The organism is Pseudarthrobacter defluvii (genome assembly GCF_030816725.1).
In the GTDB taxonomy this organism is placed as follows: Bacteria; Actinomycetota; Actinomycetes; order Actinomycetales; family Micrococcaceae; genus Arthrobacter; species Arthrobacter defluvii_A.
In genome coordinates this window covers 4249061-4274402 of sequence record NZ_JAUSYG010000001.1, presented here as the reverse complement: position 1 = coordinate 4274402, position 25342 = coordinate 4249061, and the positions used below count along the sequence as shown (strand labels likewise).

The window sequence follows — 25342 nt, the reverse complement described above, 5'->3', positions numbered from 1 at the left end:
TGCTTACTAATAGGCTGGCGGCGGGGAGCGTCCCCGACTTCAGACGAACGAGGTGAGGCATGACTGACGCCCAGAGCATCAGCAAAGTTACGGAGATCATCAACGATTCGAAGATCGGGATGGTCACCACCGTCAATGAAGAAGGCGCCCTCGTCAGCCGGCCGCTGGCCGTCCAGGAGGTAAAGGACGACGGCGACATGTGGTTCTTCACCGGCCTCGGCACGTCCCAGGTTGCGCATGTCCGTGCTGATCCGCGCGTCAACGTCGCCTTTGGCAAGAACACCGAATGGGTTTCCGTAGCCGGGACCGCCCAGGTGGTCACGGACCGGGCCAAGATCCACGAACTGTGGAACCAGGCGGTTGAAGCCTGGTTCCCGGAGGGTCCGGACACCCCCGAGGTATGCCTGCTGCGCGTCGATTCCGACTCGGCAGAGTACTGGACAAGCCCGGGCGGCACCGCGGCCACGGTGCTGCAGTGGGTAAAGGCGAAGGTCACCAACAGCCGGATGAGCGTTGGCGAAAGCGGCACCGTGGAGCTGTAGTCCGCGGATGCGGCAGGGGCGGGGCGGCTAAGGCTGCTCCGCCCCTTTCAATGCCTGCAGGACTGCAGGCAGCAGGACGTCGTTGCGCCCCCACACCGGATCCAGAATCTCCACGTACCAGGAGTCAGCAAGCAGCAGGGCCAGGGAGTCGTTGGTTTCTTCCGCCCAGTCCCGAATCTGCGCCTCCTCCACCGGGTTCTCGCTGGATCCGAGCACTGTGGTGATTTCCGTTCCGGCAATCGTTACCGGAATGGCGGCGTTGCTTGCCTCACCCGGTGCATGGGCCACGGTGACCAGATCGGTCCGGGCGGACAGCGCCAGCAGGTGGTGTGCGGCGGCCGCGCTGCAGAAACCTGTGACGTACTCCCGCTGCGCCGCCCCGCCGGCACGGATGCCCGGCTGTGATTCCTTGGTGAACAGTCCATTGCGGTTCAGTTCGGCCAGCACCTTGGCGATGGGCTTGGTCTCGTCGTCGAACTCTGCGGCAAGGTGCCCCGGCTGGTACGAGCTCCCGCCCTCCAGCCACCGGGCCGTCAGTTCACCGGCAGCTTCCAGCGTTGTGGCCTGCCGCCAAACTCCGCGGTCCTCCAGCAGCCGGCCGTACTGGTCTTGGGAAGGCAGTTCCTCAGGCTTCATCTTTGGATGCTATCGCCGGTCCTCATGGGCGATCCAACGCCGGCGACACAGCAGTTAACCTCGGCTGGCCTGCTGCGCGGGCAGGGCGGCTGAAATTCCCGCCGCCCGCTCCGCCGCAGCCAGGGCCGCGGCCAGGGTTCCGACGGCGTCCGGGTAACCCTGGTGCGCGGTGGCCCGCAGCTGGTCGGCAGTCCGCATGGACTTGATCAGTGCGGACGTTTCGGGCAGCCGTACATCGGTCAGTGCCGGAAAGTCGATGCTGCACGCCGGATCCAGCTCGTAGCGCCGCCACCGAAGCATGATTTGGTCGTGCTGAATCAGGGCCCCCTGGTGGGCCGCAAGCCGTTGCCGTTCCTCCCGGCGTACAGCACGCCATGCCAGGAACCTGGGGCTGCCGCGGTAGGCCGCAATACCTGAAGCGGCTGCCGCCCCGGCCAGCACCAACGCCGCCCACGGGGATACCAGCGCCGGGATGATCAACGCCGGAAGGGCCACGCACGAACCCAAAAACAGGTCCCAGAACAGCTGGTCCGTTCCCCCAGCTTCGCTGCTGCTGGGAGCCAGGGCCCGGCGTCGGATAACAAAAACGGTGGCGGCCACGCTGGCCACCAGCACTGGACCGCACAAGAGGACCGCCCACGCATCCTGAAGCAGTCCCTGCATCAAAGATTCCATGACTGACATCTGCGCACCTCCGGCGCCCCGCATTCCCGTTCAAGCGATGGCCCGGCCGGAAGGCCCGGGCTGGTCCTTCCATTGGACCGTCTTCGGTGCGCAGCGTCAATGGCGGGTGAAAAGGGAGGACGGTCCTAACCGTCACGGCCTGGCGGGTACCGTGGGACCATGCGACTCAAAATGTGCAGCATCCACGTCCAGGACCCCGCGGCCGCCCACGCCTTCTACACCGGGACCCTGGGGTTTGACACGCTCATGGCCATGCCTGAATACAACCTTTACATCATCAAGGATCCTGGAGCTGACGACAGTTCCGTGGGGCTGCTCCTGGAACCCAGCGACAACCCGATCGGTGCAAACTACATGAACGCCGTGCGCGAGGCCGGACTCCCGGCCATCGTTTTTGGAGTCCCGGATGTGCAGGCGGAGTACGACCGGCTGCTGGCTGCGGGCGTAAGCTTCAAGACCCCGCCCACCACGGATCCGTTCGGCACCAGCGCCGTGTTCGACGACGGCTGTGGCAACTACGTCCAGATCCACCAGGACTAACGGGCCGGGATGCAACAGAAGCCTGTTCGCGCATCCGGACGTTCAAGGTCCTGACGGGCGAACAAGCTTCTGAGACGCGGCTGCCGGCTACTGGGCCTGGGCGCGGTCCTTCTTCGCCTGCTTCTTCGCAGCCTCGTCCTTGACCCGCTGGGCTTCAGCGCGGACAGCCGCATGCGTGGCACGCTCGGTGACCAGCCACTGTGGCGGAGCCTGCAGCAGCGCGGTGATTTCCGCCGTCGTCAGGGCTTCCTCCACGCCGCTCCGGGCCAGGCCGCTGATCGAGACGTTAAGCTTCTGGGCCACCACGGGGCGGGGGTGCGGGCCGTTGCGGCGCAGCTCAGCCAGCCATTCGGGCGGGTTGGCCTGGAGCGCGGCGAACTCCTCGCGGGTGATGGTTGAATCCTGGAACTCCTGCGGCGTGGCCGGGAGGTAGATGCCAAGTTTCTTGGCAACAGTGGCCGGCTTCATGGACTGGGAGTTTGCAGAGGTCATGCTTCAAGGGTATCCGGGCGGCGGGTACTGTGAAGACGTGCCAGCCGACGATACCCCCGCCCCCGCAGCCCCGGACGCCCCTGATGAAACGGCGCAACGGGTGCTGCGCATAGCGTACGTGGCCGGCGTCACGCCGGGTAAGTGGATCCGCCGGTGGGAGGAGCGGATGCCCCATATTCCCCTTCAGGCATTCATGGTCGACGACGGCACTCAGCTTGGGCCGCTGCGGGACGGCAGCGCCGACATGGGCTTTGTCCGCCTTCCCATGGAGCGCGACGGCCTCAGCGTCATCCCGCTGTACGAGGAACAACCCGTGGTGGTGGCGCCCAAAGGCCATGAGATTTCGGTGTTCGAGGAAGTGCCGCTTGCCGACCTCGCGGAGGAGTCATTCCTGGATGTCGCTGCCGTGGGCGGACCTGAGGCCGCGCTCCAAGTAGTGGCTGCGGGTGCCGGCCTGGTGATCCTTCCCATGGCCGTGGCCCGCCACTTCAATGTCAAGGACACCGTTGCGCGCAGGCTCACCGGCGCGGAGGGAACCGGGATCGCGCTGGCCTGGCCCTCGGAGGCTACGGATGAGGTGCTGGAGGAATTCATCGGCATCGTCCGCGGACGCACCGCCCAGAGCTCCCGGCAGCCTTCCGCCCAGCCCGAGAAGGTGAAGAAGGACCCCAAACCGGACCGGCGGGGCTCCGGCGCCAAGAAGGCACCCAAGGTGGCCCAGCGGTATGCACCCAACCCGGACAAGGGGCGCGGCCGGGGCTCCCGGAAAAAAGGCAAACGCTAGCCAGGGTTTGCCGCGCCGCTTACAGGCCGTGCAGCAGCGAAGCCGGGCCGCAAGTGCGGTCCGGCTTCGCTGTTTGTTCTTTACCAGCCACGGGGACTAGGTGTTTTGGACGTTGTCTTTGGCGTCGGTGGCGCGGTCTTTGACGTCGGTGGCGGCTTGTTGGCCTTCGGTCTTGACGTTTTGGGCGGCGTCGGTGGCGGTGGCCTTGACGTTTTCCACGGCTTCCTGGGCGGGTTCCTTGAGGTCCTGGGCGACGTTCTTGGCGGCGTCGGTGACCTGGGCTGCCAGGGGCTGGGCTGCGGTTTTGAGTTGGTCCGCGGCTTCGCGTTCTTTCTGGCTGGCCGGGATCAGGGAGCTGATGAGCATTCCGGCGCCGAAGGCGATCAGCCCGGCGGCCAGCGGGTTGCCGGCGGTCTTGGCTTTGACCTGGTCCGGGGCGGCGGAGACGGCCTGGCCGGCGTCGGAGAGTTTGGCCGAGGCGGTGTCTGATGCCTGGTGCAGGCTGTCCCCGGCCGAGTGCACGGCACCGGTGGTGTGCCCGGCGCCGGTGGAGGTGGTGTCGTGGACTTTGGTGGTGGCGGTGTCTGCGGCGCCCATGATTTTCTCCTTCACCCCGGTCACGGCGTTCTTGACGGTGCCGGTGACCTTGTCGGTTTGGCGGTGCACGATGTTGGACGGGGTGACCTTGTCGGCCACGGCGTCCACGTTGGTGCCCAGGCGTGCCCGGGTGGCTTCTATGTCTGCGCGGATGACGTCAGGGTTTTCGCTCATCGGTTTACCTCACCTGGTTTTAGGGTTGGGGGAATTTCTGAGAGGGTCTCGCCGGTCTGGGGCAGGCCCTTGATCTGCTTGAGTTCCTTGCGGCCGATGGAGGCCAGGACCGCGGCGATGATCGCCCAGATCACGGCGACGATCAGCGCGGACCAGCCCAGCGGCATGATGGCGCCCAGGGCCCACATCAGGGCCAGGGAAAGGAAGAGCAGGACGAAGTGTCCGCCCACCCCGGCGCCGGCGAGCATGCCCGCGCCCTTGCCTGCCCGGGAGGTGGACTGCTTGAGTTCGGCCTTGGCCAGCTCCACTTCCTTGCGCATCAGGGTGGACAGGTCCCGGGTCACGTCCCCGAGCAGCTCGCCCAGGGACGCGTTGTCCGCTTTCACATGCGCCGCACTGGGCGGCGGCTCAGGAATCTGGCTACTCATCACAGACCACCCGTCTGGCCGTGACGGCCGGTGCCGGACGTGCCCTCAGTGCCGAAGGTCTCCTCATCGCTGTAAACGCCGTTCTCGGCCCGGTAGGGGTCGTCCTCGAACCGAAGCGGCGTCTCCTCTGCGGTACCAGAGGGGAGGGTGCTGGTGGACACCGGCGTTGCGCTGCTCACCACCGGCTCATCGAAAAGGTCATCGGTACCTGCGGCGTACACGGTCTCCTGGTGCAGCGGGGCTACCGGCGGCTGCACGGCCCGGTGCTGGCCGGTGCCCTGGGCGGAACCCGATGCCTGCAATTGTCCCTGCGATTCCGGGGTGCCTGCGGTGAGGCCGCGGGTGAGGCGTCCGGCAAGGACGCCGGCGCCGGCGGCCAGGAGCAGGAAGGTGCCGGGACGGTTGCGGGCGAAGCGCTGGACCTCGCCCAGGAGGTCGCCCGGTTCGCGGTTCTCCAGCCAGGACGCCACCGAGGAGGTGCGGTCCGCCGCCTGCCGGATGAGGTCGCTGGCCATTCCCTGCTGGTCCGGGCCGCTGGCCATGCTGTGCAGCTGGCTGGAAATGTTGCGGATGCCTTCGGCCGCCTTCTGCTGCTGCGTGCCCGCTTGGCTGGTCAGCCCGGACTTGGCCTGGTGCAGCAGGTCCTGCGCATTGGACTTAGCCTCATGCGCCACGTTCGCGGCCTCGCTCTTGGCAGTCTCCGCCACGCCCTGGGCGGCAGATGTGGCGTGGCCGGCCACGTTTGAAGCTTCTTCCTTGGCGGCCTGGGTCTTCGAGGTATCGCCCGAATCTGCAGGGTAGGAGGCCTGCTGGGGAGCTACCTCTGTTGCGCCGTATGGATCGGTGATGGCCGAGTCGGCGCTGGTGTGCGGAGTCTGGGGCCATTGGTTCTCTGTCATCTTCGCTCTCTTTCAGAAAGGGTTAGCTGGCGATCAAGAACCAGCAGTGCTGGCGACTTAGTAAGCAAGGTTACTAAGTAGATACTAAGCACACTTCCCATTTCGATTGCAAGGGGTAGTGCCGTGTGGGTTCATTCGGGGAGCGGCCTGCGCGGACGCTGGTCCCCATCGGATAGTAAGCCTACTTGCGAATGTGTTGCTAAGCATGCTTATTGTAGGGGTGTAGCGACGCAGGGTGACCAGCACTTCGCCACCTACAGGAAGGCCGCGGCCGATGACCAGCAATCTCGATCCGGACGCCCGGAGCAGCTACCGCCTGATTACTTTGGCGGCCCGGCTGATCCAGCGGCGGCAGGACGATGCACTGGCCCCCCTTGGCCTCACCCGTGCGGCTGTTATTGCACTGGAAGGCCTGACGGGGGGCCCCCTGAACCAGGAACAGCTTGCAGACGCGATCAGGGTCCAGAGCCAGACGCTGGGGCGGGTTCTTACCCGCCTCGAAGGCATGGGGCTCATAACCAGGACCCGGCATGCCTCGGACCGCCGGCAGCTGAAAGTCGAGCTGACGGATGCAGGCGGGGCGGCCGTTGAGGCTGCGCGGCAGGCGGAGGTCAATGCCTACCCGGATGATCCGGATATTGAGTGGAAGGTACTCCGGGAGGAACTTACGAAGTTTGTCCGTGCGGTGCCGCTTGGCCGGGATACCGGGGTTGTCCCGTTTGCCCCGCCGGAACATCGTGGCGGGCACCGTCCCCAGGCCGGCCGGGCTGCCGGCGTCCGGGGCTGGGAACAGCCACGCCAAAACTGACTGTCCCCGGTTTGCGCTGAAAGCAAAGCAGTGGCCGGCCCTTTCGGGCCGGCCACTGCTTTATCCAGCTTTTGTCCAGCTACCCTTTGTCTTCCTGGCCCTCCTGCAGCAGGCCCCGCTGGGCAAGGTCTGCGGCATCGGCTGCCTCGGGCGGCAACGGATCCGTCGCGGGCGGAACGTCACTGGGAGCAAAGTCAGCCAGTCCGGCCGCTACCCGCTCCTGTTCCACCGCCTTTTGGTAATCGTCGTCGTCAACGTCTTCGGGCATCTTGCCGTGTCCAGTGCGGGTGGGGGTGGGAAGCGCGTCCTCCTCCGGGACGATTACGCTCTCGAGGACGTCATCGGGGTTTTCATCTGCAGTGCTCATGGTGCACCTTCCAATCGATGGGTTCGGTGAAAAGGACGGGCCGCAAGGCTTTACGACGACGGGACGTCCGGGCCCGAGGACCAGCGCAGCAGTGCCGCGACGTGAACGCCCTCCGGCAGGACCGGTCCCGGGACCAGGAGAACACGGGCGTCAGTGAGCGCCGCTGCCCGAAGCAGCGCCGCCGGGGCCGGAACTTCTCCCAGGATTCCGGCGCCCAGGGCCTCTTCCTTGGCTGTGGCAATCCACGGTTCGGCATCCAGGGCCAGCATGGTCCGTTGGGACAACACGGCGTCATCGAGGATCAGGGTGTCCACCTGCGCCTGCTGCAGGGCGTGCACCACAGCTCCCACGCCGTGCGCGGATTCCGGATTGGCCTGGCCCTCCTGGACCGCCAGCCTGTCCATCACGCTCTGCTGTTCCTCCGCCCACACTTCGGCAACGCGCTGGTTGACGTTGTCTTCCAGGTTGGCGCTCTCCGAGCCCGCGGTGTGCGTGTGGGAATCAACGATCGACACCAGTGCCTGGCTGGCCTTGGAAAGCTGATCCTGGACAAGGCCGCGGGCATGGATGTCACCGGCGAGGACCACCAGCCGGGCCCCGCCGTCGGCCACGAGCTTGTCGATTTCACCTGCCACCTCGTCCGCATTCCGCCGCCAGACGTCCTCGGTGTGGTGCTGGAACCGCAGGTGTGACCAGCCCCCGCCGTGGAACTTCTTTATATGCTCGGACTCGCCCTCCACCTCCTGCACGCTGGCGGGACCAACAGTCCCGGCGCGGTACAGACGGATTTCGCCATGCTCCCGGCTGACCTCAGCCACGACATAGGCGAACTCTTCAGGCTGGTGCTTCAGCAGCGGCAGCAGGTCCGGGATGGACTCCACTGCCAGCCGTTCCGGCAGGACGAGATCGCCCGGGAGTACCTCGTTGACTTCGGTCTTCCCATCGTTGACCAGCACGAACCTGGATACGGGAGAGGGGACGCCGGCGGCCGGTTGGAGTGCCTGTTCCATTGCCGCAACATCAGCCGGGGTTGCGCCCTGGGCTTCGAGCTGGGCCTGGGCATTCCCTGGCCTGACATCGCCGGCTTCCAGCGTGTCCACCGTTCCGGTTCCGGCAGGCACATAGGCGGTGCACCAAGGGCCGGGGCGGCGGTAGAGGTCGGCATATTTCTGCAGGCTGGTGGTCACTGTTCCCCCTCTGTGGTGAGGGGGTCCGGCGAGGCGACGGGATTCAGCGCCTCCCGCACTTCGGCCGGGTCCGTGTCATCCGGGAAGGGCTCTGTTTCGCGCCATTCCTCGGCATGGGCGGGCTGGTTTCCGTGCACCACCCCCTGCGTTTCGTGCTTCATCTGGTCGTCCAGATTCTGGCCGTGGGTGGTATTGCCGCGTTCTGCCATGACGATCTCCTTCGCGAGCGATTTAGTATCACAGGCTTACTAGTTCGTCACTTCACCGTAGCACCATGAGGCAGGCCGCTGAAGAGGGCGGCCGGCGCTTCCGGCTCAGGCGCGGCAGGCGTCCTTCAGGGCCCGGACGGAGTCTGCCGGCACCTGGTCCCCGGCCTCGGCAATCCGGCCCAGCGGCGTCGTAATCTCCGCGGGAACCCCTGCCGTGCGCGCTGCCGAGACTAGGCCGGCCAGGGCCTGCCGGTCCGAGGGGCTGACCAGGCCGTCCTGCACCAGGGTGCAGATCTGCCGGTTGACTTCCTGGGCGGCGCTGGAGGCAACTTTGGACGCGGCGTCACTGGCAGCGGCGCCGGCAGCATCCCCAACGGCACCGCATCCGGTCAGCAGCAACAACGCGGTGGACAGGGCGGCGGCGGAGGCGACGGCGGGGCGAAATGTCATACCCCCAGCGTACCGGCGGCCGGTTAACGACGGGCCGGGACGCCCAGGATGCTGTCCAGCAGCCCGTTCCGGAACTTGCCTTCGGGGTCGTGGCCGGCGGCGAAGGAACGGAAGTCGGCGAAGCGCGGGTAAAGCGTTTCCCAGTCATGCCCACCGGGGGTGAACAGCTTGCCCCAGTGCGGTCGTGCGCCAAAGGGCCGCAGTGCGTCCTCAAGGACCGGAAGGAACGCTTCCACTTCCGGCTGCATCGGCTTCCAGGTGAAGTGCAGCGCCACGCTCTGCTGCCGGTAGAACGGGCTGAGCCAGAACTCGTCCGCGGCGCCGGTGCGTACTTCCGAGACGAAGAGCAGGGGTGAAAGCTGTCCGGCCAGCCCACGGACTGCCTGGAGGGCGGCGGGGGCGTGTTCCAGGGGAAGAATGAACTCGCTTTGGAGTTCGTCACCGTTGCTTGGCGTGAATTCGTGCCGGAAGTGCGGCAGCCGGTCCAGCCACAGTCCCGGCTCGTCCAGCTGTGCCGTGCAGTTCTCCGCGGACATGTCCGGGAGGGGGTGCCGCGGCCGCAGGGCGGCGGTTGCCCCGAACAGGCCGGGGAGCGCCGGCTCCTCGTCAAGCGCCTTGAGCCACACCTGGTTGACCGTGTTGCCGGCGTAGTCGGTAAACAGGCTCACGCTGTAGGCGGCGGACACAATGTCGTTGAAATTCCCAAGGGCGTTGTCCCACGGCAGGTCCTCAAGGACGCGCTGCCGCATCCTGAAGCTGGGGCGCACCGCAAGTTCGAGGCCGGTGACGATGCCCAGGGCCCCGATGCCCACCACGCTGGCCAGGAACTCGTCCCCGTCCGCCCGGGTCAGCGTGACCTGCTCCCCGGAGGCCCGGACCAGGTCGATGGATTCCACGGCGCCGGCCAGCGAAGGGTTGTTGACTCCGGAGCCGTGCGTGCCCGTTTGCACGGCGCCTGCCACCGAGATGTGCGGCAGTGAGGCGAGGTTGTGGATGGCGACGCCGGATTCCTCAAGCGTCCGGCAAAGCGCCCCGTAGCTCACCCCGCCGCTGACCCGCACCGTTCCACGGCTGGAATCCAGCTCCACCTGCTGCGGCAGGGCATCGAGGAGGACATGGACCCCCTCCGTGTCGCCCACCCGGTTGAACGAGTGCCGGGACCCCAGGGCCTTGATCCGCGGCGAATCAGCCACGATGGCGGCCAGTTCCGCGACCGATTCCGGCCGCCGGACCTCCGCGGAGGAGTATTCGAGGTTTCCTGCCCAGTTCTTCATCAGTGGCTTTCGCTTGGTGTCGGTTTCCTTTCACTGTCAGCGCTAACAATCGCCCCTGTCAAGGCGCTTCCGCTGGGTGGGCGGGGGACCGGGTCGGCTGCGCTGGGGACCAGTGGCCGGGCCGCTCAAGCCAGGAGGGGAGCTGGGTGGACGCGCTGCCGCGGGCTGCGCTGATTTGTGGCTGGGTGAGGAAGAGTGCGTGGGTGAGGTCGGCGCCGTCGAGCCTTGCATCGCGCAGGTCCGCACCCAGAAGGTCCACCGCCGTCAGGTCCGTGCCGCGCAGATCGGCAGCGATCAGGCATGCACCGCGAAGATCTGCCCCGCACAGCGCCAGGCCGCGCAGGTTTGCCCCGGCCAGGTCGGCGACGGGTGCCAGCGGCGTATTTCGCATGCCATCGCCGGGCCACCCATCGCAGAAGTACCCCGCGCGGACCTCCTCGCTCACCCAGCGCAGAGCTTCGCCCACCTGCCCATGGAGGGTCCCGACGTCGGCTGCCAGAACCTCCTCAAGGTTGCCTTCCGCCACCTCCCGGACCCGGGCCGCCAGACAGTGCACGTCGTCAGCGGTTTCCGGGCTGTAGGCCTTCGCCTCTGCCTGGGTAAGGTGCCACAGCATTTCGTGCAGCTGGCGCAGGACCCTGAAGGCGGCAAACATGTCCGCGGCGGTTTCCGGGCTTTCCCGCCAGCTGGTGCCGTGGAACAGCCCCTGGCTGACCGCCTGCCCGGCGCCAAAGCAGTCGAACCCGGTGCAGCCGGCAAAACCACGCGGCCGGAGCCTGTCGTGGATGGTGCAGGAAAAGTCTCCGGCAAGATTGGGGCACGGGGTGGCGGGCGGCTTGTCGATGGCGAAGTCGGCAGAGCGGGTGAACCCGAAGGCCGTGCAGCACAGGGCAAAGCACTGTGAGCAGTCGGGCCGGAGGGCAGCCGGGCCGGTGAGGGGCCGCGCCATGCATCCAGACTACCCACCTCAACAGGTCCCGTCAGTCGCTTTGTGCATGTCCTCCGGGGGTGGTGCGTGGTGGTGATACGCGCCGGCGGCCGGTCGCTTCGAACGCTGCCGCCAACCGGAGCAGTTCCGTGTCGCTGTAGGCCTTGCCCGCGATCGTGAGGCCCACCGGCATGGCGATGTCTGCTGCCATGCCCATGGGGACCGTGACCGTGGGGATGCCAAGATGCCGGGGGACCAGGTTTCCGTTGGCTACCCACACGCCGTTGCGCCAGGCGAGGTCCGCCGAGCGTTCATTCGTGTCGGCGTCTGCAGGGGCTACGTCGGCGGCCGCCGGGAACACCACAGCGTCCAGGCCCAACCGGTCCATCCACTCTTCCAGGTCCACCCGGCGGGTTTCCTCGAGCCCTGCCAGGCCGTCGGGCAGGTGCGGGATGTCGGCCAGGACGGGAACGCCGTGCTCCCGGATCCAGGCGGGATAGTCCCCAATGTGGTCATCGAACCCGTCGTAGCGGTCCGGCAGCGCACCTTCCGGGGCGGGGAAGATGGCGGAACCGTCCACGTTGGCAAGGCGGTTCAGCTGCGGGTCCCCGTTGGCGTCGAGGAAGTCGTTCCATGCCCAGACGGAGAGGTCCACGATTTCCCGGCGCAGGTACTCCGGGGACACCAGGCCGCGGGTGGCGATGGTGGGTGCGCCGGGGCGGTCGCCTTCGTAGTTGGACACCACGGGGAAGTCCACCTCCACCACCTCGGCGCCGGCTGCTTCCAGGTCGCGGCGGGCCGCCGCCCACAGTTCCAGGATGGATTCGCGCGTTTCAATCCGTTGTCCGGTGGGACCGCCGATGCCGGGTGCCTCCGCTGATCCGGCCTCGGGGTCGGCGTTGACGTACATCCGGGGAACGCCCAGCCGCTTGCCCGCAAGGACGCCTGCCGCGGCGGCTGAGTCCGTAACGCCCAGGGCGATGTACGACGGCGGGCGGACAGCGGATGTCTTGGGCACCGGGACCCAGGGCTGGACCCGCCAGAAGTCGCCGCGTGTTTGCGGGTCGTCGGCTACCACGGCGTCCAGGATTTCCAGCAGATCGGCCATCGTGCGGGTGTGCGGAACTACCACGTCCATCGTGGGGACCAGGGGCCAGTTGCCGCGGACTGAAATGACGCCGCGCGAGGGTGTGTAGGCGCAGAGGGCATTGTTCGACGCCGGCGCGCGGCCGGAGGACCAGGTTTCCTCCGCCAGGCCAAAGGCAGCAAAACTGGCGGCGGTTGCCGTCCCCGAGCCGTTGGACGAGCCTGAAGCGAACGCCGCTGTGAGGAAGCCTGCATTGTAGGGACTCTCTGCCCTGCCATATACCCCGCGCTGCATACCTCCGTTGGCCATGGGCGGCATGTTGGTCAGGCCGATCAGGACCGCACCTCCGGCACGGAGGCGTTCGATGGTGAAGGCGTCCCGCTGCGCCACGAGGTCCTTGAAGGCAGGAGAGCCGGCAGCGACGGTGAGGCCCTTGACCTGATAGCTGTCCTTCGCCGTGTACGGGATGCCGTCCAAGGGGCCGAGCGTGTATCCGGCGGCGCGGCGGCGGTCCGACGCCTGCGCCTCGGCAATGGCGTCCGGGTTCATCACGACCAAGGAGTTCAGGCATATGCCCGAGGAGTCATACTTCTCGATGCGCTTCAGGTAGAGGCGGACCAGTTGCTCGCTGGTCACATCGCCGGCCTCGAGGGCACCCCGCAGTTGGCTGATGCCGGCCTCCACCACGTCGAACGTTATCGCGGTGCGCCGTTCAGGGGCGTGCTCCACGAGTTTCATGCCGCTTCGCATTTCCGCGTGGCGGGCTGCTGCTGCGTGATGCAGTGGATGCCGCCGCCGAAGGCGAAGATGTCCCGGGCGTCCACGAGCTCCACCGTACGGCCGGGGTAGGCGCGTTCCAGGATGCCGGCCGCGATGCTGTCGTTGGGGTCGTCAAAGCTGCAGAGGACCACCACATCGTTTGCGACGTAGTGGTTGATGTAGGACCAGTCAACCCAGCCTTCGTCGTCCTTGAGCGTAGTGGGAGCGGGAACGTCAATGATGCGCAGCGGGCGGTCCCGGGCGTCCAGTTGGCCGGCAAGGACTGCCCTCAGTTGCAGGTACACAGCGTGGTCCGGGTGGGCGGGATCGTCCTGGCGGTGCAGCAGGATGGTGCCCGGGCCGGCGAAGGCGGCCACGATGTCCACGTGGCCGCGGGTGCCGAATTCGTCGTAGTCCCGGGTCAGTCCGCGCGTAATCCAGATGGCCTTGGTGGTGCCCAGGACTGCGTGGATTTCCGCCTCCACCCATTCCTTGGTGGCGCCGGGGTTGCGCCCGGGATCAAGCTGGACTGTTTCGGTCAGCAGCACGGTGCCTTCGCCGTCCACATGGAACCCGCCGCCCTCATTCACCAGGGCTGACGGCCGTACCGGAACGTCCACCCCTGCTGCCACGGTGCGCGCCACCTCCTGGTCCTTGCCCCAGGCAGCCCACTCCTGTGCGCCCCAGCCGTTGAAGGTCCAGTCGACTGCGGCCAGCGACCCGTCCGCCGCATGGACGAACGTGGGGCCGCTGTCCCGCAGCCAGGCGTCGTCGAGGGGCACCTCCACCACGTCGATGCCGCTGCCAAGCCATTCCCGCGCGGCCGTGGCGTCGCGGGGGTCGGCGATGACGGTGACGGGTTCGTGCCGGGCGATGGTCCGGGCAACTCTGGTCCAGGCGGTCCGCGCCCTGTCCAGGGTGGAGCTTCCGACGGGGCCGAAGGTGTGGTTGGGCGGCGGGAAGGCCATCCAGGTGCGCTGGTGTGCTTCCCACTCTGCGGGCATGTGGGCCTGGGTGCCGATGTGTGCGTTGCCGGGGGCGGCGCTGCCCCTGCCTGCGGTCGTGTAAATGAATGCCATTCATTTATTATGGGGACGCTGTTGGGCTGATGCAAGGGTGTTTCAGTTTTGGTCCATGTCCGTCCGATCAACCGCCCCCAGGATGGCCCGTGCCAGCTGGTCCGGCTTGGTGAATTGCGGCCAGTGCCCCGTGGGCAGGTCAATGTACTCCACGTCATGGACCTGGGCCAGTTCTGCGACGAAGGGGTTGCCGGCAGATACCCACTCCCTTAGCATCGCCGAGGGGAACTGGCAGGCGATCACCGTGACGGGCACGTCATAGCGCCGCCCATCATGCAGGTGCTGCTTGCCGTAGGCCACGCCCCGTGGTTCCGGAACGGCTCGGGCCCGGAAGGCCTGGCGAAGCCGGCCGTTGAGGTCCACCAGGTCGGCGTCGTCAAAGTCCTCCCAGCGAGGCAAGGGAACGTCGTCCCCCACAGCCGCCAGTTCGTCGTTGATCACCCCGCCTTCACCCAGCGGTCCGCTGTCCACGTAGATGGCGCGTTCCACCTTGTCCGGTCTCGCGTCCACCGCCCCGTGGATGATGGCTCCGCCGCCGGAATGCCCCACCAGGACAACCTTGCCGGGCAGTCCGTCCAGGACCTCCACCACTGCGTCGATGTGGTCCTGCAGGTTGATGCCCGCACGGCTTGCGTCCGCTGACTCCTTGCCCGGAAGGGTGAGGGGGTGGGGCCGGTGCCCGGCTGCTTCCAGGGCCGGCGTCACCTCCTCCCAGGACGAGGCGTCCAACCAGAAACCGGGTACCAGGATGATGTCCATGACGGAACCCTACTCCCCACCCCCGACAGCTGTACGTTCCCGCCCAGTTACTATTCGCAGCACCGTACCCACCTCCTGGAACACAAGGGAGCGGGGCAAAGTTGTCCGGCCTGGGCATCAGTAACTGGGCAGGAGCGCACGCATCCGGTCACCGCCGCTTGCGCTTGCCTCCGGACCGCTCCTGCCGTTCCGAGGCTTCCCGTTCCGCCCATCGCTGGGACTTTCCTGCTGACACCACCTTCTGGTGCCACTCGCGGTGGTAGGCGCGCTGGGCTGCGACGTCCGACCGCCGTGCCAGCGCTGCCAGCTCCCGCTGCATTTTCAGGTAGGAGTTCCAGCGGCGCTCGGTGAGGACACCGCCGTCGATCGCCTCCCGTACCGCGCAGCCCGGCTCGTTCCCGTGGGCACAGTCGGTGAACCGGCAGCCGGCGGCCAGTTCCTGTATGTCGCCGAACATGCCGCCCAGGCCTTCCTCGGCGTCGAACAGCCCGAAGCCGCGCACCCCGGGGGTATCCATCAGCACTGTTCCGTTGGACAGCGGCACCAGTTCGCGGGAGGTGGTGGTGTGCTTGCCCTTGAAGTCGCCGGACCGCACCTCCCCGGTGGGCTGGACCTCACGGCCAACCAGCGCATTGATCAGGGTGGATTTGCCGGCACCGGACGGGCCCAGGAGGACGATGGTGCCACCGGGCGGGATCCTGGACATCAGTTCGTCGATTCCGTCGCCGGTTTCGGCGGACGTAGTGACAACGTCTACGCCCGCCGCCTGCAGGATGACTTTTCCGACGACGTCGTCCGCCACCTGCGCCAAATCGGCCTTGGTGATAATCACCAGCGGGGTGGCGCCTGAGTCCCACGCAGCCACGAGGGTGCGTTCGAGCCTGTTGTGGGTGAGCGGCCGGTCGACCGGAACGACCACCCCCACGGTGTCCATGTTCGCGGCCAGGATCTGCTCCTCGGAGGAGTCCTCGAAGGCACGTTTCCGGCTGAGCTCGGAGCGGCGGGGGAGCACTGCCAGGATCTGGCGGTCACCGGCCCGGTTGGGGCCGATCCAGACCCAGTCGCCGGTGACGGCCGCTTCGCCGGACAGCGGATAGGGCAGGTGGAGCAGCCCGTCGCCGGAGGCAATCAGCAGCAGGGTGCGGTCCACGCGGACCACCCGCCCGCGTTCCGTGGCGCCTGCGAAGGGGTGCTGGTCGAAGTGGCGGGCGACGGCGGGTGTGTAGCCGTAAGCGGAGAGTCCGCCGGTTGGTTGGGTGGTGCTTGGGGTGTTGTCCAGGGGGTTGCCTGGGGAAGTATGCACGTTGGTGTCCTTGCGAAGGTCCCCGGTGCAGTCTCGCTGTGGCAGGCAGCTGCCGTCAGGCCAGGTGTGTGCAGCGGGGAGGATGGTTGATGTGGTGGGATGCGGGGCGCCCAAGGCGTGCGGCAACTGCAGTCATCAAAACCACCTCCATTCCCTCGCGAGGGTCCTTCAGCCGGGACGGCAGGGAAGAACCGCGTCCCACTCTAGTGCCCGCCGCCGTCGGGCACTAGAGGGCCGGCGCAGAAAAGCGGTTAGGCGCTGGTGGCGTCCTGCACCTCGCCCACCAGCTCCTCGATGATGTCCTCCAGGAAGAGCATCCCGGTGGTCCTGCCGTCGGCGTCGAATACCCGCGCCACGTGCGCGCCGGTCCGCCGCAACGACGCCAGCGCGTCCTCAAGGTCCGCCCCGGCGAATGCAGACGCCAGGCGCCGGACCCGCTTGGCCGGGACCGGCCGGTGGAACTTCTCCGCGGCGGTGAGGTCCATGACGTCCTTGAGGTGCAGGTAGCCGTGGGGCTCCCCCGTGCTCTTCACCAGGATGTAGCGGGAGTAGCCGTGCCCGGTCACTGCCTGCTGGATGTCCGCAGGCGTGGCGTCTTCGGGCAGCAGCACCATGTCAGCCATGGGCACCTGGACGTCGGCCACCGTTTTGGCGGTGAATTCGAACGCGTTGGTCAGGGTGCCCGTGGTGTCCGTCAGCATGCCGTCCCTGGTGGACTGCTCCACGATGGTGGCCACCTCGTCCAGCGTGTATGCGCTGGTGGCTTCGTCCTTGGGTTCCACCTTGAAGAGCCGGAGGATGCAGTTGGCAATTCCGTTCAACGCCCAGATCACGGGCTTGAACACCCGGCCACCATGACCAGCGGCGGGGCGAGCAGGAGCGCTGCCCGCGTGGGTATCGAGAAGGAGATGTTCTTGGGCACCATCTCGCCCACCACCACGTGCAGGAAGGTCACCAGCAACAACGCCACCATGAACGCGATGATGCTGATTGCCTCGTAGGACAGCGACGTCAGGCCCAGCGGGATTTCCAGCAGGTGGTGGATGGCGGGTTCGGACACATTGAGGATGACCAGTGAGCAGACGGTGATGCCCAGTTGGCTGGTGGCCAGCATGAGGGTGGCGTGTTCCATGGCCCACAGCGTGGTCTTTGCCGCCTTGCTGCCGGCCTCGGCACGGGGCTCGATCTGGGAGCGGCGGGCGGAGATGACGGCGAATTCGGCGCCCACGAAGAAGCCGTTCACCACCAGGAGCACCGCCAGCCAGATGATGCCGGGAAGGTATTCACTCATGGGTCAGCTCCTGCGTCAGGCTGTCGATGATGCGGTCATGGGGGCTCCGCCTGGGTTCGCCGGACGCGGCGGGGGTGAAGCGCAGCCGCTCCACGTGCATCCCCGCCACGCGTTCCACGCGTAGGATGCCGCCGTCGACCTCCACCTCGTCACCCAGCTCCGGCAGGCGGTCCAGCAGGTCCGTGACGAACCCGCCCACGGTGTCGTACTCGTCCCCGTCGGGGACTTCGATTCCTGTGCGGTCCAGCAGTTCATCCGTCCGCAAGGCGGCGTCGAACGTCATGGAGCGGCCCATACGGACAACGCCTGCCCGGGCCCGGTCGTGTTCGTCCTTAAGCTCGCCTACGATCTCCTCCACCAGGTCCTCAAGCGTCACGATCCCGGCGGTGCCGCCATGCTCATCGGAGACGATGGCCACCTGGAGCCCCTGGCTCCGCAGCAGGCCCAGGAGGGTGTCCACGCCCATGGATTCCGGGACCCGCAAGGGCTCGATCATGAGCTCCGCCGCAGTGGTGCTGGGCCGCTGGCCAAGGGCGACGGCGAACGCCTGCTTGACGTGCAGGAGGCCCAGCACGTCGTCCCGGTCGCGGCCAATCACGGGAAACCGGGAGTAGCCCGTGGCCGTGGCAAGGGAAACGATCTCCTCGGCGGTGTCGGAAAGGCCGACGGCGGCCATCCGGACTCGCGGGGTCATGACGTCAGCGGCACTGTACTCGGAGAAGCGCAGGGTGCGGCGCAGCAGGGTGGCATGGTCCAGGTCCAGAACGCCTTCGACGGCGGAGCGGCGCACCAGGGAGCTCAGCTCCTCTGCACTGCGGGCACCGGAGAGCTCTTCCTTGGGTTCGATGCCGAACCCGCGGATGATCCTGTTGGCTGTGTTGTTGAAGAGCCGGATCACGGGCTTGAACACGGCCGTGAACAGCGCCTGGAACGGAACCACCACCTTGGCGGTTGCCAGCGGCAGGGCCAGGGCGAAATTCTTGGGCACCAGTTCGCCCACCACCATGGAAAAGATGGTGGCCAGGAAGATCCCGGCCACGGACCCGACGGCGGGCACCAGCGCTTCGGGCACGCCGACGGACTGCAGCGGGCCGCTGAGCATCCGGCTGATGGCCGGTTCGAAGGTGTAACCGGTCAGGAGCGTGGTCAGGGTGATGCCCAGCTGCGCACCCGAGAGGTGGGTGGAGGTGATCTTCAGGGCTTTGATGGTGGGGCCAAGGCGTTTCTCGCCGCGGGCCTGGCGGGCTTCGAGATCATGCCGGTCGAGGTTCACCAGCGCGAACTCCGAGGCGACGAAGAAGCCGGTGCCGACGGTCAGGACCAGGCCGATGCCCAGCATGATCCATTCATGCATTGGGGCGCCCCTCTCCTGTGGTGGCCGGTGGTCCGGTCAGGTGGCAGAGGGGCCAGGGCATGTGTGAAGGAGGGTCGTCCATGCCCGGTTCAACTTAGGGGACAGCGAAGAAGTTCCCGGGGACCCTTACCGGCGCAGCTCCAGGGCCCGCTTCTGCCGCCCGCTGATGGACGAAACGTAGCCGCAGTTGGTGCAGGTGATCCGGAACTTCCGGGACACCGTGAGCACCGGGATGAAGAACAAGGTGAACTTCGTGGCTTGTTCCTCAAGGAGGTGGTGGATGAAGGCGCCGCAGTGCGGGCACGTTGCCGTCTTGCCTGGCAGCGCCTTGAGCACGGTCTTGAACCCGAAGAGGAGGAGCATCGCCGGCCTTTCGTTGTCCGAATGGTTAACCTCCCACCCTAGGCGAGTTTGGCAGGTGCCAATCAGGGGTACGGAACGTCTGCGCTCTGTGGTTGGATGCGATACTGGCGTGGGCAGTATTCGGGCTTTCTGGGGGGACTTCTGGCACATGGTTCTGGATACGGCAACCTTGCGCATCGCTTTTGGCCTGATGGCCCTGGTGCTGGTTGTTCTCTTCTACTTTTCCGCCTACCGGGTGACCCGTTCGCCGTACAGCGGGTGGTGGTGCGGCGCACTGCTGTTCTTCCTCTCCGGCTCCGGCTGTTTCCTGCTGGACGGCACGCCCCACCAGGGATGGGCCAACCCGTTGGGGAATACGCTGCTGGTGCACGGCGGGGTTGCGGTGTGGGCGGGAGCGCGCTCGCTGCGGACCGTCAGGCCGCCCAAATGGGCCTTTACCGGAATTCCCCTTGTCACCCTGGTGGCGTCCCTGCTGGACCATCCGGCCACCAACACCTGGTCCGGCGGTCCCGTGTTCCTCGCCGCCATGAGCCTGACCATCGGGCTGGCGTCGCGTGAGCTGTGGCGGCTTGAGCCGGGCTATTCACGGGTGCGCATCCCCATGGCGGTGGCGGCCGGCGGGCTCTCCGCTTATTACTTCTTCCGCTGGTTGGCGTTCCTGGTGGAGGGCCAGGACGGTCCCATCTTCGTGACTGTCTTTGGATCGGCCGTGACCACCATGGTGACCATGGTGCTGCTGGTGGTGGTGTCCTTCAGCATGGCGGCGTTGAGCAGTGAACAGCAGACCCGGGCGTTGCGGGTGGTTGCCACCCGGGACGACCTCACCGGACTCCTGAACCGCAAGGCCTTCCTGGATCTTGCTGCCGAACAGCTGGCCGACCGGACCATCACCGGTGGCTCCGGGGCGCTGATCCTGGCCGACCTTGACCATTTCAAGGCGGTCAATGACACCCACGGCCACGCCGCCGGCGACGTGGCGCTGCAGGCCTTCGCTGACGCCTGCGTGGCCACGGTCCGCTCCACCGACCTGACCGGGAGGTACGGCGGGGAGGAGTTCGTGATCCTGGTCCCCGGGGCCAGCGCCGAACGCGCCGAGACCATTGCGGAGGAAATCAGCAGGCGCCTGGCCGGCGCTGAAGCGCCGGACGGCATGGAGATGCCTACCGTCAGTTACGGCATTTCAACCTACGACGGCGGGACCTCCGATGTGGACGAGCTCATCGCCGCAGCTGATGCCGCCCTGTACAGGGCCAAGTCCCTGGGCAGGAACCGCGCCGCCCGCAGCGACGAGCTGCACTAGCTCCACTGCTGCGGGCGGCACGGTTCCGGATGGCTACTTCGCCTGGAGGGCGTCTGCCTGCTCGGCCAGGACCGTCAGTTCCACGCTCCCAGGGCGCTCAACAGTACTCTGGATGCTCACCGTCATGCCGCTGTGCGCGGCTTTCAGGACAGATTCCATGACCTCCAGGGCGTGGTAGGCCAGTGCCCCGCCCGCGCGGGGCTCCTTGCCTTCCGGGGTGGAGGCCAGGTCGGCGATGCCAAACCCGCGCCCGGCATCGACGTAGCCCGCCGAGACGGGAAGGGTCTCCCAGTCCTCGGCGCCCAGGGAGAACAGCTGGACGTCGCCGTCGAAGTGGTTGGGGTCGGGCACCACCAGGGATCCGCGCTCTCCGTGGATCTCGATGTTCGGCGACTTGGACTTCACGGCATCAAAGCTCATGAACAGCGTGGAGAGCGCGCCGGAGGCGTGCACCAGGATGCCCGTGACGTGGGAGTCGATGGTGACGGGCACCTTTTCCCCCTGCCGCGGACCGGAGCCGATGGTGCGTTCGTTGCGGGTATGGCTGGCCGCGCCCAGCACCGACACCACGGGTCCCAGCAGCGTCACCAGGGCGGTGACGTAGTAGGGGCCCATGTCCAGGAGGGGTCCGCCGCCCGGCTGGTAGTAGAAGTCCGGGTTCGGGTGCCAGCGCTCGTGGCCCGGCGTCACCATGGTGGCTGATGCCGAGATGGGGGCGCCGATGAGGCCGTCGTCGATCGCCTTGCGTGCGGTTTGGATTCCGGTGCCCAGGACGGTGTCAGGGGCACAGCCGACGACGACGCCTGCCTGGCGTGCCGCGTCCAGCACCGTGCGTGCCTCTTCCGTCGTGGCGGCCAGCGGTTTTTCGCCGTACACGCTCTTGCCGGCCGCGATCGCCTTCAGCGCCACGTCGGCGTGTGCCGCGGGGATGGTCAGGTTCAGGACGAGGTCGACGTCGTCTGCGGCGAGCAGTTCCTCGACGGAGAGGGCGCGGACGCCGTCGTAGTCGTCTGCCACGGCCTGGGCGCGTGCCTGGTCAAGGTCCGCCACGGCCACCAGGTTGATCTGGTCCAGGCGGCGGAAATTCTTCAGGTACTGCGCGATGATGGCTCCGCAGCCAATGATTCCGACGTTCAACGGCTTGCCCACAGCAGGCCCCTTTCGATGATGGTGCGTACGTTCTGGTCCTGCAGGATTTCCACGCGGTGCCCGGGGGTGGAAACGAAGATCCGGCCCTTGCCCCACTGGCGGGTCCAGATGGCAGGGGATGTCACTTCGCGGTTCCAGGGGTCCCACTCGCGGACTTTCTGGGTGGTGGTGGCCAGAACGTCGATGTAGTCATCGGCGAGGACCCAGTACTGCTCGGTCACGAGGTCGAAATCCTTGATGCCTTTGGTGATGGGGTGCTCGGCGGCGGCCGGCAGCATGTTGACCGTGTAGGGCACGTAGTTGTCCGACTGTTCGCCGATGCATTCGTCCGGGTGCTTTCCCGGGTGGCAGGCGAACTGGCCGCCGATCAGGTGCAGGTAGTCGGAGGTGTTCCGGTAGGAATCGGCGATGCCGCCGTGCCAGCCGGCCAGGCCGGTGCCGTTCTCAACGGCCGCCCGGAGTCCGGCAAACTCGTCCTTTTCGATGGTGGACATGGTCATGCACTGCATGATCAGGTCCACCCCTGCCATGTATTCAGCGTCCGCGTACACCTTGGGGGATTCCTCCACCCGGACGTCGTAGCCGTTCTCCTTGAGGTAGGGAATGAAGAGTTCAGTGGCCTCGTACGGCTGGTGGCCGTCCCAGCCGCCGCGGACGACCAGCGCCTTCTTGCGTTCTGACATTGAAGTTTCCTTTTGTTTGGCTGCCGGCGTCTGCCGGCAAAGCGTGGGTTCAGTGGCTGGCGAAGGCGGCGTCGAAGGCTGCCGCGGGCGGCGCGATGCGGGCAAGTTCCTGCACCATGGCCAGTGCCTGCGGGGCACCGATGAGCCGGTCCATGCCGGCGTCCTCCCACTCGATGCTGGTGGGACCGTCGTAGCCGATGGCGTTGAGGGTGCGGAAGATCCTGTTCCACTGCACGTCCCCATGCCCTGCCGTGACGAAATCCCAGCCCCGGCGCGGGTCAGCCCAGGCAAGGTGCGAACCGAGGCGGCCGTTGCGGCCATCGAGTTGGCGGACGGACTCCTTGACGTGGACGTGGAAGATCTTGTCCGCGAAGTCCTGCAGGAACATCACAGGGTCCAGGTCCTGCCAGATGAAGTGGGAGGGATCGAAGTTCAGGCCGAAATTCTTCCTGTGGCCAATTGCCTCGAGGGTACGTTTGGCTGTCCAGTAGTCGTAGGCGATCTCGGAGGGGTGGACTTCCAGGGCAAAACGGACATCCACCTCATCGAAGACGTCGAGGATGGGGTTCCAGCGGTCCGCGAAGTCCTGGTATCCGGCGTCGATCATTGACTGGGAAGCCGGCGGGAACATCGCCACGGCCTTCCAAATGGAAGACCCGGTGAAGCCTGTCACCGTCTTCACGCCGAGCCGCGCAGCCGCCCGGGCGGTGTCCTTCATGGCCTCCGCTGCCCTGCGGCGTACTCCCTCCGGCTCGCCGTCGCCCCAGGTCTCGGCCGACAGGATGCCCTGGTGGCGCTCATCGATGGGGTCATCGCACACGGCCTGCCCGGTCAGGTGGTTGGCGATGGCGAAAACCTTCAGGTTGTTCTTTTCGAGGATGTCCAGCCGGCCCTGGAGGTAGTTGTCGTCCTCGGCCGCACGGCGCGGGTCAAGGTGGTCGCCCCAGCAGGCGATCTCCAGCCCGTCAAAGCCCCACTCGCCGGCGAGCCGCGCCACCTCCTCAAACGGCAGGTCCGCCCATTGGCCGGTAAACAGCGTGATTGGTCGTGTCATGTCAGTTCCTAGATCGATCGAAGCCGTACGTTGCTCAGACTTTTTGCCACTGGCTGGAGTTCGCGGCACTGGACTCCACGGCGGCCAAAACCCGCTGCACCTGCAGCGCGTCTGCGAAGGACGGTTCGGGCTGGCGTCCTTCACCGATGGCCGTGACCAGGTCCACCACCTGGTGCGTGAAGCCGTGCTCGTACCCCAGGCCGTGGCCGGTGGGCCACCAGTTCCCCACATAAGGGTGCTCGGGCTCGGTCACGAAGATCCGGCGGAAGCCGGCGTCGGGGGATTCCGCCGCATCATAGAAGGACAGGACGTTCATGTCCTCAAAATCAAAAGCCAGGGAACCCTTGGTGCCGTTGACCTCCAGCCGCATGGCATTCTTCCTGCCCAGCGCGTAGCGCGTTGCTTCAAAGACGCCGATTGCACCTGCGGCCGTGCCGCCGTCGAACTTTGCGCTGAAGATGGCCGCATCATCCACGGTGACTTGCCCGCGCGGGGCGTCGCTGCTGAGGTCGCCGTGGCCGCCCAGGCCCACCAGGTCACCGGCCAGCGGGCGTTCCGGGACAAAGGTTTCGAGCAGCGCCGACACCCCGCTGATGTTCAGGCCCGTGACCCACTGCGCCGCGTCGATGCTGTGTGCACCTATGTCACCCAGTGAGCCGGAACCGGACTTGCTCTTGTCCAGCCGCCAGGTCATCGGGGCGTTGGCATCGGTGAGCCAGTCCTGCAGGTACTGCGCGCGGATGTGCCGGATCTCCCCGAGCCGGCCCTGTTCCACGAACCGCTTGGCCAGCGCCAGCGCGGGGGTGCGCCGGTAGCTGAAGCCGCACATGGAGAGGACGCCGTTCTTCGCGGCCGTCTCCGCGGCGAGGGTCATCCGTTCGGCTTCCTCCACGGAGTTGGCCAGGGGCTTTTCGCACAGCACGTGCTTGCCGGCTTCGAGGGCGGCGATGGCAATCTCGGCGTGGGTGTTGCCGGGCGTGCAGATGTCGATGAGGTCGATGTCGTCACGCTCGATCAGGTGGCGCCAGTCGGTCTCAACCGAGTCCCAGCCGAGTTTGTCCGCAGCAGCGCGGACGCCCTCGGCATTCCTGCCGGCCACCGCGGTGAGCTGCGGCTGCAGCGGCAGGTCGAAGAACCGTGGTGCGGTGCGCCAGGCGTGGGAGTGGGCGGCGCCCATGAAGGCGTAGCCCACCATGCCGACCCGCAGGGGTTTCGGGGTGGTCATGTTGAAAGTCCTTTCTGGAGATCCCGGGCGTTACTTGCTGAAGCCGGCGGTCAGGCCGGCGAGCAGCTGGCGCCGGCCGATGACGTAAAGCACCAGGATGGGCAGGGTGCTGAGCATGACGGAGGCGAGCACGGCGGGGATGTTGACGCTGAACTCGCCCTGGAAGGTCCACAGGCCCAGGGGCAGGACGCGCAGGCCGGGGCTCTGGGTGAGGACCAGCGGAAGCAGGAACCCGTTCCAGACGTGCAGGCCGTTGTAAATGGCAACGGTCACGATGGCCGGGCGGGTGAGGGGCAGGGCCAGCCGCCACATGGTCTGCCATTCGCTGCAGCCGTCCAGCCGCATGGACTCGAACAGTTCGTTCGGAACGTCGCGGATGAAGTTTGACAGGATCAGCACCGTCAGCGGGATGGCAAAGGCGATGGACGGCAGCATGAGAGCGAGCAGGCTGTCATACAGGTTGAGCCGGATGATCATCAGGTAGATGGGGATGATCGTGGCCTGCAGCGGGATGGCCAGCCCCATGAGGAACATGCCGTTGACCAGCTTGAGGAACTTCCCACTGCCGCGGACGATCGCGAACGAAGCCATGAAGGAAATCAGCACCGTGGGGATCACCGAACCCAGCGTCACGATGGCGCTGTTCATGAAGTATGTTGCGAAGTCCTTCTCGAGCACCAGCTGGTAATTTTCCAGCGTGGGTGAAGTGGGCAGCGCCAGTGGGTTCTGTCCGAAGTAGCCCGCCTGCGTCTTGAGGCTGGTAATGACCACATAGTAGATGGGCAGAATAATGATGGCGAGCCAGATCCAGCCGCCCAGCCCGCCGGGGATGTTCAGCCGGCCCAGCCGTGAACCGAGCCGCCGCTTGGCGGGCGCTGGGCGGCCGGACGACCCGTCGCGGGCTTCCTGGGTATTGCTTTTCAGGACGGTACTCACC

General features: G+C 66.6%; 28 protein-coding genes and 1 pseudogene. 5 read left to right on the top strand and 24 right to left on the bottom strand.

Going from position 1 to position 25342, the window contains the following annotated elements; all coding sequences use genetic code 11:
- The first annotated feature begins 59 nt into the window (after positions 1 to 59).
- On the top strand, positions 60 to 542 hold the full coding sequence (locus tag QF031_RS20010; protein ID WP_307432338.1) for a pyridoxamine 5'-phosphate oxidase family protein: 483 nt from the start codon (positions 60 to 62) through the stop codon (positions 540 to 542).
- A gap of 27 nt (positions 543 to 569) precedes the next feature.
- Here the strand turns inward: QF031_RS20010 and QF031_RS20005 are convergent, their stop codons facing one another.
- Together QF031_RS20005 and QF031_RS20000 are read right to left on the bottom strand one after the other, a co-directional pair.
- Positions 570 to 1178, bottom strand: coding sequence for a DUF6919 domain-containing protein (locus QF031_RS20005; protein ID WP_307432335.1), 609 nt, complete (start codon positions 1176 to 1178; stop codon positions 570 to 572).
- 54 nt (positions 1179 to 1232) lie between these two features.
- Entirely contained in the window at positions 1233 to 1841 is a 609-nt protein-coding gene (locus QF031_RS20000; RefSeq protein ID WP_307432332.1) for a hypothetical protein, read from the bottom strand.
- Positions 1842 to 2021: 180 nt separating this feature from the next.
- Between QF031_RS20000 and QF031_RS19995 the strand changes: the two genes are divergently transcribed.
- A complete protein-coding gene (locus tag QF031_RS19995) occupies positions 2022 to 2402 on the top strand; it encodes a VOC family protein (RefSeq protein WP_307432329.1) in 381 nt (126 codons plus the stop codon).
- 87 nt (positions 2403 to 2489) lie between these two features.
- Here the strand turns inward: QF031_RS19995 and QF031_RS19990 are convergent, their stop codons facing one another.
- Positions 2490 to 2894, bottom strand: a complete 405-nt coding sequence (locus QF031_RS19990; protein ID WP_307432326.1) for a DUF5997 family protein — start codon at positions 2892 to 2894, stop codon at positions 2490 to 2492.
- On the opposite strand from QF031_RS19990, the gene QF031_RS19985 reads away from it, so the two are divergent.
- On the top strand, positions 2857 to 3678 hold the full coding sequence (locus QF031_RS19985; RefSeq protein WP_307433537.1) for a LysR family substrate-binding domain-containing protein: 822 nt from the start codon (positions 2857 to 2859) through the stop codon (positions 3676 to 3678). The two genes, QF031_RS19990 and QF031_RS19985, sit on opposite strands and share 38 nt — an antisense overlap.
- Positions 3679 to 3774: 96 nt before the next feature.
- Here QF031_RS19985 and QF031_RS19980 read toward each other — a convergent pair whose 3' ends face one another.
- The 3 genes from QF031_RS19980 to QF031_RS19970 are packed head-to-tail and all read right to left on the bottom strand — an operon-like array spanning position 3775 to position 5776.
- Positions 3775 to 4449, bottom strand: a complete 675-nt coding sequence (locus tag QF031_RS19980; RefSeq protein ID WP_307432321.1) for a DUF3618 domain-containing protein — start codon at positions 4447 to 4449, stop codon at positions 3775 to 3777.
- Positions 4446 to 4877, bottom strand: coding sequence for a phage holin family protein (locus QF031_RS19975; RefSeq protein WP_307432319.1), 432 nt, complete (start codon positions 4875 to 4877; stop codon positions 4446 to 4448). The genes QF031_RS19980 and QF031_RS19975 overlap by 4 nt, the downstream gene beginning before the upstream one ends.
- Positions 4877 to 5776 carry a hypothetical protein gene (locus QF031_RS19970; protein WP_307432316.1) on the bottom strand — a complete coding sequence of 300 codons (900 nt, stop codon included), beginning with the start codon at positions 5774 to 5776 and terminating at the stop codon, positions 4877 to 4879. The genes QF031_RS19975 and QF031_RS19970 overlap by 1 nt, the downstream gene beginning before the upstream one ends.
- Positions 5777 to 6050: 274 nt before the next feature.
- Here QF031_RS19970 and QF031_RS19965 point away from each other — a divergent pair, with 274 nt between their 5' ends.
- On the top strand, positions 6051 to 6584 hold the full coding sequence (locus QF031_RS19965; RefSeq protein WP_307432313.1) for a MarR family winged helix-turn-helix transcriptional regulator: 534 nt from the start codon (positions 6051 to 6053) through the stop codon (positions 6582 to 6584).
- A 79-nt stretch (positions 6585 to 6663) separates the two neighbouring features.
- Here QF031_RS19965 and QF031_RS19960 read toward each other — a convergent pair whose 3' ends face one another.
- The 13 genes and pseudogenes from QF031_RS19960 to QF031_RS19900 form a co-directional block, all read right to left on the bottom strand.
- Positions 6664 to 6951, bottom strand: coding sequence for a hypothetical protein (locus QF031_RS19960; protein ID WP_307432309.1), 288 nt, complete (start codon positions 6949 to 6951; stop codon positions 6664 to 6666).
- A 50-nt stretch (positions 6952 to 7001) separates the two neighbouring features.
- The gene (locus tag QF031_RS19955; protein WP_307432306.1) at positions 7002 to 8138 is read right to left on the bottom strand and encodes a baeRF2 domain-containing protein; all 1137 of its coding nucleotides are present in this window, start codon (positions 8136 to 8138) and stop codon (positions 7002 to 7004) included.
- Positions 8135 to 8347: a hypothetical protein gene (locus QF031_RS19950; RefSeq protein WP_307432303.1), complete on the bottom strand. Its 213-nt coding sequence runs from the start codon at positions 8345 to 8347 to the stop codon at positions 8135 to 8137. The genes QF031_RS19955 and QF031_RS19950 overlap by 4 nt, the downstream gene beginning before the upstream one ends.
- A 105-nt stretch (positions 8348 to 8452) precedes the next feature.
- Positions 8453 to 8797 carry a hypothetical protein gene (locus QF031_RS19945; protein ID WP_307432300.1) on the bottom strand — a complete coding sequence of 115 codons (345 nt, stop codon included), beginning with the start codon at positions 8795 to 8797 and terminating at the stop codon, positions 8453 to 8455.
- 23 nt (positions 8798 to 8820) lie between these two features.
- Positions 8821 to 10071 (bottom strand): D-arabinono-1,4-lactone oxidase, encoded by a 1251-nt coding sequence (locus QF031_RS19940; protein ID WP_307432297.1) that lies wholly within the window; start codon positions 10069 to 10071, stop codon positions 8821 to 8823.
- A gap of 58 nt (positions 10072 to 10129) precedes the next feature.
- Entirely contained in the window at positions 10130 to 11020 is an 891-nt protein-coding gene (locus QF031_RS19935) for a pentapeptide repeat-containing protein (protein ID WP_307432296.1), read from the bottom strand.
- A gap of 31 nt (positions 11021 to 11051) precedes the next feature.
- Complete coding sequence (locus QF031_RS19930; RefSeq protein WP_307432294.1) at positions 11052 to 12824, bottom strand: amidase; 1773 nt, start codon at positions 12822 to 12824, stop codon at positions 11052 to 11054.
- Positions 12821 to 13924 carry an agmatine deiminase family protein gene (locus tag QF031_RS19925; RefSeq protein WP_307432292.1) on the bottom strand — a complete coding sequence of 368 codons (1104 nt, stop codon included), beginning with the start codon at positions 13922 to 13924 and terminating at the stop codon, positions 12821 to 12823. Before QF031_RS19925 ends, QF031_RS19930 begins: the two co-directional genes overlap by 4 nt.
- 42 nt (positions 13925 to 13966) lie before the next feature.
- Positions 13967 to 14683 (bottom strand): alpha/beta fold hydrolase, encoded by a 717-nt coding sequence (locus QF031_RS19920; RefSeq protein WP_307432291.1) that lies wholly within the window; start codon positions 14681 to 14683, stop codon positions 13967 to 13969.
- 148 nt (positions 14684 to 14831) lie between these two features.
- Positions 14832 to 15986 carry a ribosome small subunit-dependent GTPase A gene (gene rsgA, locus QF031_RS19915; RefSeq protein ID WP_307432288.1) on the bottom strand — a complete coding sequence of 385 codons (1155 nt, stop codon included), beginning with the start codon at positions 15984 to 15986 and terminating at the stop codon, positions 14832 to 14834.
- 251 nt (positions 15987 to 16237) lie between these two features.
- A pseudogene (locus QF031_RS19910) lies at positions 16238 to 17277 on the bottom strand (hemolysin family protein).
- On the bottom strand, positions 17270 to 18631 hold the full coding sequence (locus QF031_RS19905; RefSeq protein ID WP_307432285.1) for a hemolysin family protein: 1362 nt from the start codon (positions 18629 to 18631) through the stop codon (positions 17270 to 17272). The pseudogene QF031_RS19910 and the gene QF031_RS19905 overlap by 8 nt, the downstream one beginning before the upstream one ends.
- Positions 18632 to 18757: 126 nt before the next feature.
- Positions 18758 to 18994, bottom strand: coding sequence for a zinc-ribbon domain-containing protein (locus QF031_RS19900; protein ID WP_286400699.1), 237 nt, complete (start codon positions 18992 to 18994; stop codon positions 18758 to 18760).
- 148 nt (positions 18995 to 19142) lie between these two features.
- On the opposite strand from QF031_RS19900, the gene QF031_RS19895 reads away from it, so the two are divergent.
- A complete protein-coding gene (locus QF031_RS19895) occupies positions 19143 to 20294 on the top strand; it encodes a GGDEF domain-containing protein (RefSeq protein WP_307432280.1) in 1152 nt (383 codons plus the stop codon).
- A gap of 33 nt (positions 20295 to 20327) precedes the next feature.
- Here QF031_RS19895 and QF031_RS19890 read toward each other — a convergent pair whose 3' ends face one another.
- From QF031_RS19890 to QF031_RS19870, 5 genes are read right to left on the bottom strand one after another with little or no spacing between them, the layout of a single operon-like run.
- Entirely contained in the window at positions 20328 to 21443 is a 1116-nt protein-coding gene (locus tag QF031_RS19890; protein ID WP_307432277.1) for a Gfo/Idh/MocA family protein, read from the bottom strand.
- Entirely contained in the window at positions 21428 to 22126 is a 699-nt protein-coding gene (locus QF031_RS19885) for a ThuA domain-containing protein (protein WP_307432273.1), read from the bottom strand. The genes QF031_RS19890 and QF031_RS19885 overlap by 16 nt, the downstream gene beginning before the upstream one ends.
- Before the next feature lie 49 nt (positions 22127 to 22175).
- Positions 22176 to 23180, bottom strand: a complete 1005-nt coding sequence (locus QF031_RS19880; protein WP_307432270.1) for a sugar phosphate isomerase/epimerase family protein — start codon at positions 23178 to 23180, stop codon at positions 22176 to 22178.
- Positions 23181 to 23214: 34 nt separating this feature from the next.
- Positions 23215 to 24405, bottom strand: a complete 1191-nt coding sequence (locus tag QF031_RS19875) for a Gfo/Idh/MocA family protein (RefSeq protein WP_307432268.1) — start codon at positions 24403 to 24405, stop codon at positions 23215 to 23217.
- 30 nt (positions 24406 to 24435) lie between these two features.
- Positions 24436 to 25341 carry a carbohydrate ABC transporter permease gene (locus tag QF031_RS19870; RefSeq protein ID WP_307432265.1) on the bottom strand — a complete coding sequence of 302 codons (906 nt, stop codon included), beginning with the start codon at positions 25339 to 25341 and terminating at the stop codon, positions 24436 to 24438.
- Position 25342: the final 1 nt, after the last annotated feature.

What these genes read in the sequence shown, in the direction of transcription:
- QF031_RS20000 (WP_307432332.1), bottom strand. Translation starts at nt 1,841, where the DNA reads ATGCAGGGACTGCTTCAGGATGCGTGGGCGGTCCTCTTGTGCGGTCCA.
- QF031_RS20005 (WP_307432335.1), bottom strand. Translation starts at nt 1,178, where the DNA reads ATGAAGCCTGAGGAACTGCCTTCCCAAGACCAGTACGGCCGGCTGCTG.
- QF031_RS19970 (WP_307432316.1), bottom strand. Translation starts at nt 5,776, where the DNA reads ATGACAGAGAACCAATGGCCCCAGACTCCGCACACCAGCGCCGACTCG.
- QF031_RS19885 (WP_307432273.1), bottom strand. Translation starts at nt 22,126, where the DNA reads ATGTCAGAACGCAAGAAGGCGCTGGTCGTCCGCGGCGGCTGGGACGGC.
- QF031_RS19995 (WP_307432329.1), top strand. Translation starts at nt 2,022, where the DNA reads ATGCGACTCAAAATGTGCAGCATCCACGTCCAGGACCCCGCGGCCGCC.
- QF031_RS19950 (WP_307432303.1), bottom strand. Translation starts at nt 8,347, where the DNA reads ATGGCAGAACGCGGCAATACCACCCACGGCCAGAATCTGGACGACCAG.
- QF031_RS19975 (WP_307432319.1), bottom strand. Translation starts at nt 4,877, where the DNA reads ATGAGTAGCCAGATTCCTGAGCCGCCGCCCAGTGCGGCGCATGTGAAA.
- QF031_RS19960 (WP_307432309.1), bottom strand. Translation starts at nt 6,951, where the DNA reads ATGAGCACTGCAGATGAAAACCCCGATGACGTCCTCGAGAGCGTAATC.
- QF031_RS19980 (WP_307432321.1), bottom strand. Translation starts at nt 4,449, where the DNA reads ATGAGCGAAAACCCTGACGTCATCCGCGCAGACATAGAAGCCACCCGG.
- QF031_RS19930 (WP_307432294.1), bottom strand. Translation starts at nt 12,824, where the DNA reads ATGAAACTCGTGGAGCACGCCCCTGAACGGCGCACCGCGATAACGTTC.
- QF031_RS19940 (WP_307432297.1), bottom strand. Translation starts at nt 10,071, where the DNA reads ATGAAGAACTGGGCAGGAAACCTCGAATACTCCTCCGCGGAGGTCCGG.
- QF031_RS19880 (WP_307432270.1), bottom strand. Translation starts at nt 23,180, where the DNA reads ATGACACGACCAATCACGCTGTTTACCGGCCAATGGGCGGACCTGCCG.
- QF031_RS19875 (WP_307432268.1), bottom strand. Translation starts at nt 24,405, where the DNA reads ATGACCACCCCGAAACCCCTGCGGGTCGGCATGGTGGGCTACGCCTTC.
- QF031_RS19965 (WP_307432313.1), top strand. Translation starts at nt 6,051, where the DNA reads ATGACCAGCAATCTCGATCCGGACGCCCGGAGCAGCTACCGCCTGATT.
- QF031_RS19905 (WP_307432285.1), bottom strand. Translation starts at nt 18,631, where the DNA reads ATGCATGAATGGATCATGCTGGGCATCGGCCTGGTCCTGACCGTCGGC.
- QF031_RS19920 (WP_307432291.1), bottom strand. Translation starts at nt 14,683, where the DNA reads ATGGACATCATCCTGGTACCCGGTTTCTGGTTGGACGCCTCGTCCTGG.
- QF031_RS19935 (WP_307432296.1), bottom strand. Translation starts at nt 11,020, where the DNA reads ATGGCGCGGCCCCTCACCGGCCCGGCTGCCCTCCGGCCCGACTGCTCA.
- QF031_RS19925 (WP_307432292.1), bottom strand. Translation starts at nt 13,924, where the DNA reads ATGGCATTCATTTACACGACCGCAGGCAGGGGCAGCGCCGCCCCCGGC.
- QF031_RS19945 (WP_307432300.1), bottom strand. Translation starts at nt 8,797, where the DNA reads ATGACATTTCGCCCCGCCGTCGCCTCCGCCGCCGCCCTGTCCACCGCG.
- QF031_RS19900 (WP_286400699.1), bottom strand. Translation starts at nt 18,994, where the DNA reads ATGCTCCTCCTCTTCGGGTTCAAGACCGTGCTCAAGGCGCTGCCAGGC.
- QF031_RS19895 (WP_307432280.1), top strand. Translation starts at nt 19,143, where the DNA reads ATGGTTCTGGATACGGCAACCTTGCGCATCGCTTTTGGCCTGATGGCC.
- QF031_RS19990 (WP_307432326.1), bottom strand. Translation starts at nt 2,894, where the DNA reads ATGACCTCTGCAAACTCCCAGTCCATGAAGCCGGCCACTGTTGCCAAG.
- QF031_RS20010 (WP_307432338.1), top strand. Translation starts at nt 60, where the DNA reads ATGACTGACGCCCAGAGCATCAGCAAAGTTACGGAGATCATCAACGAT.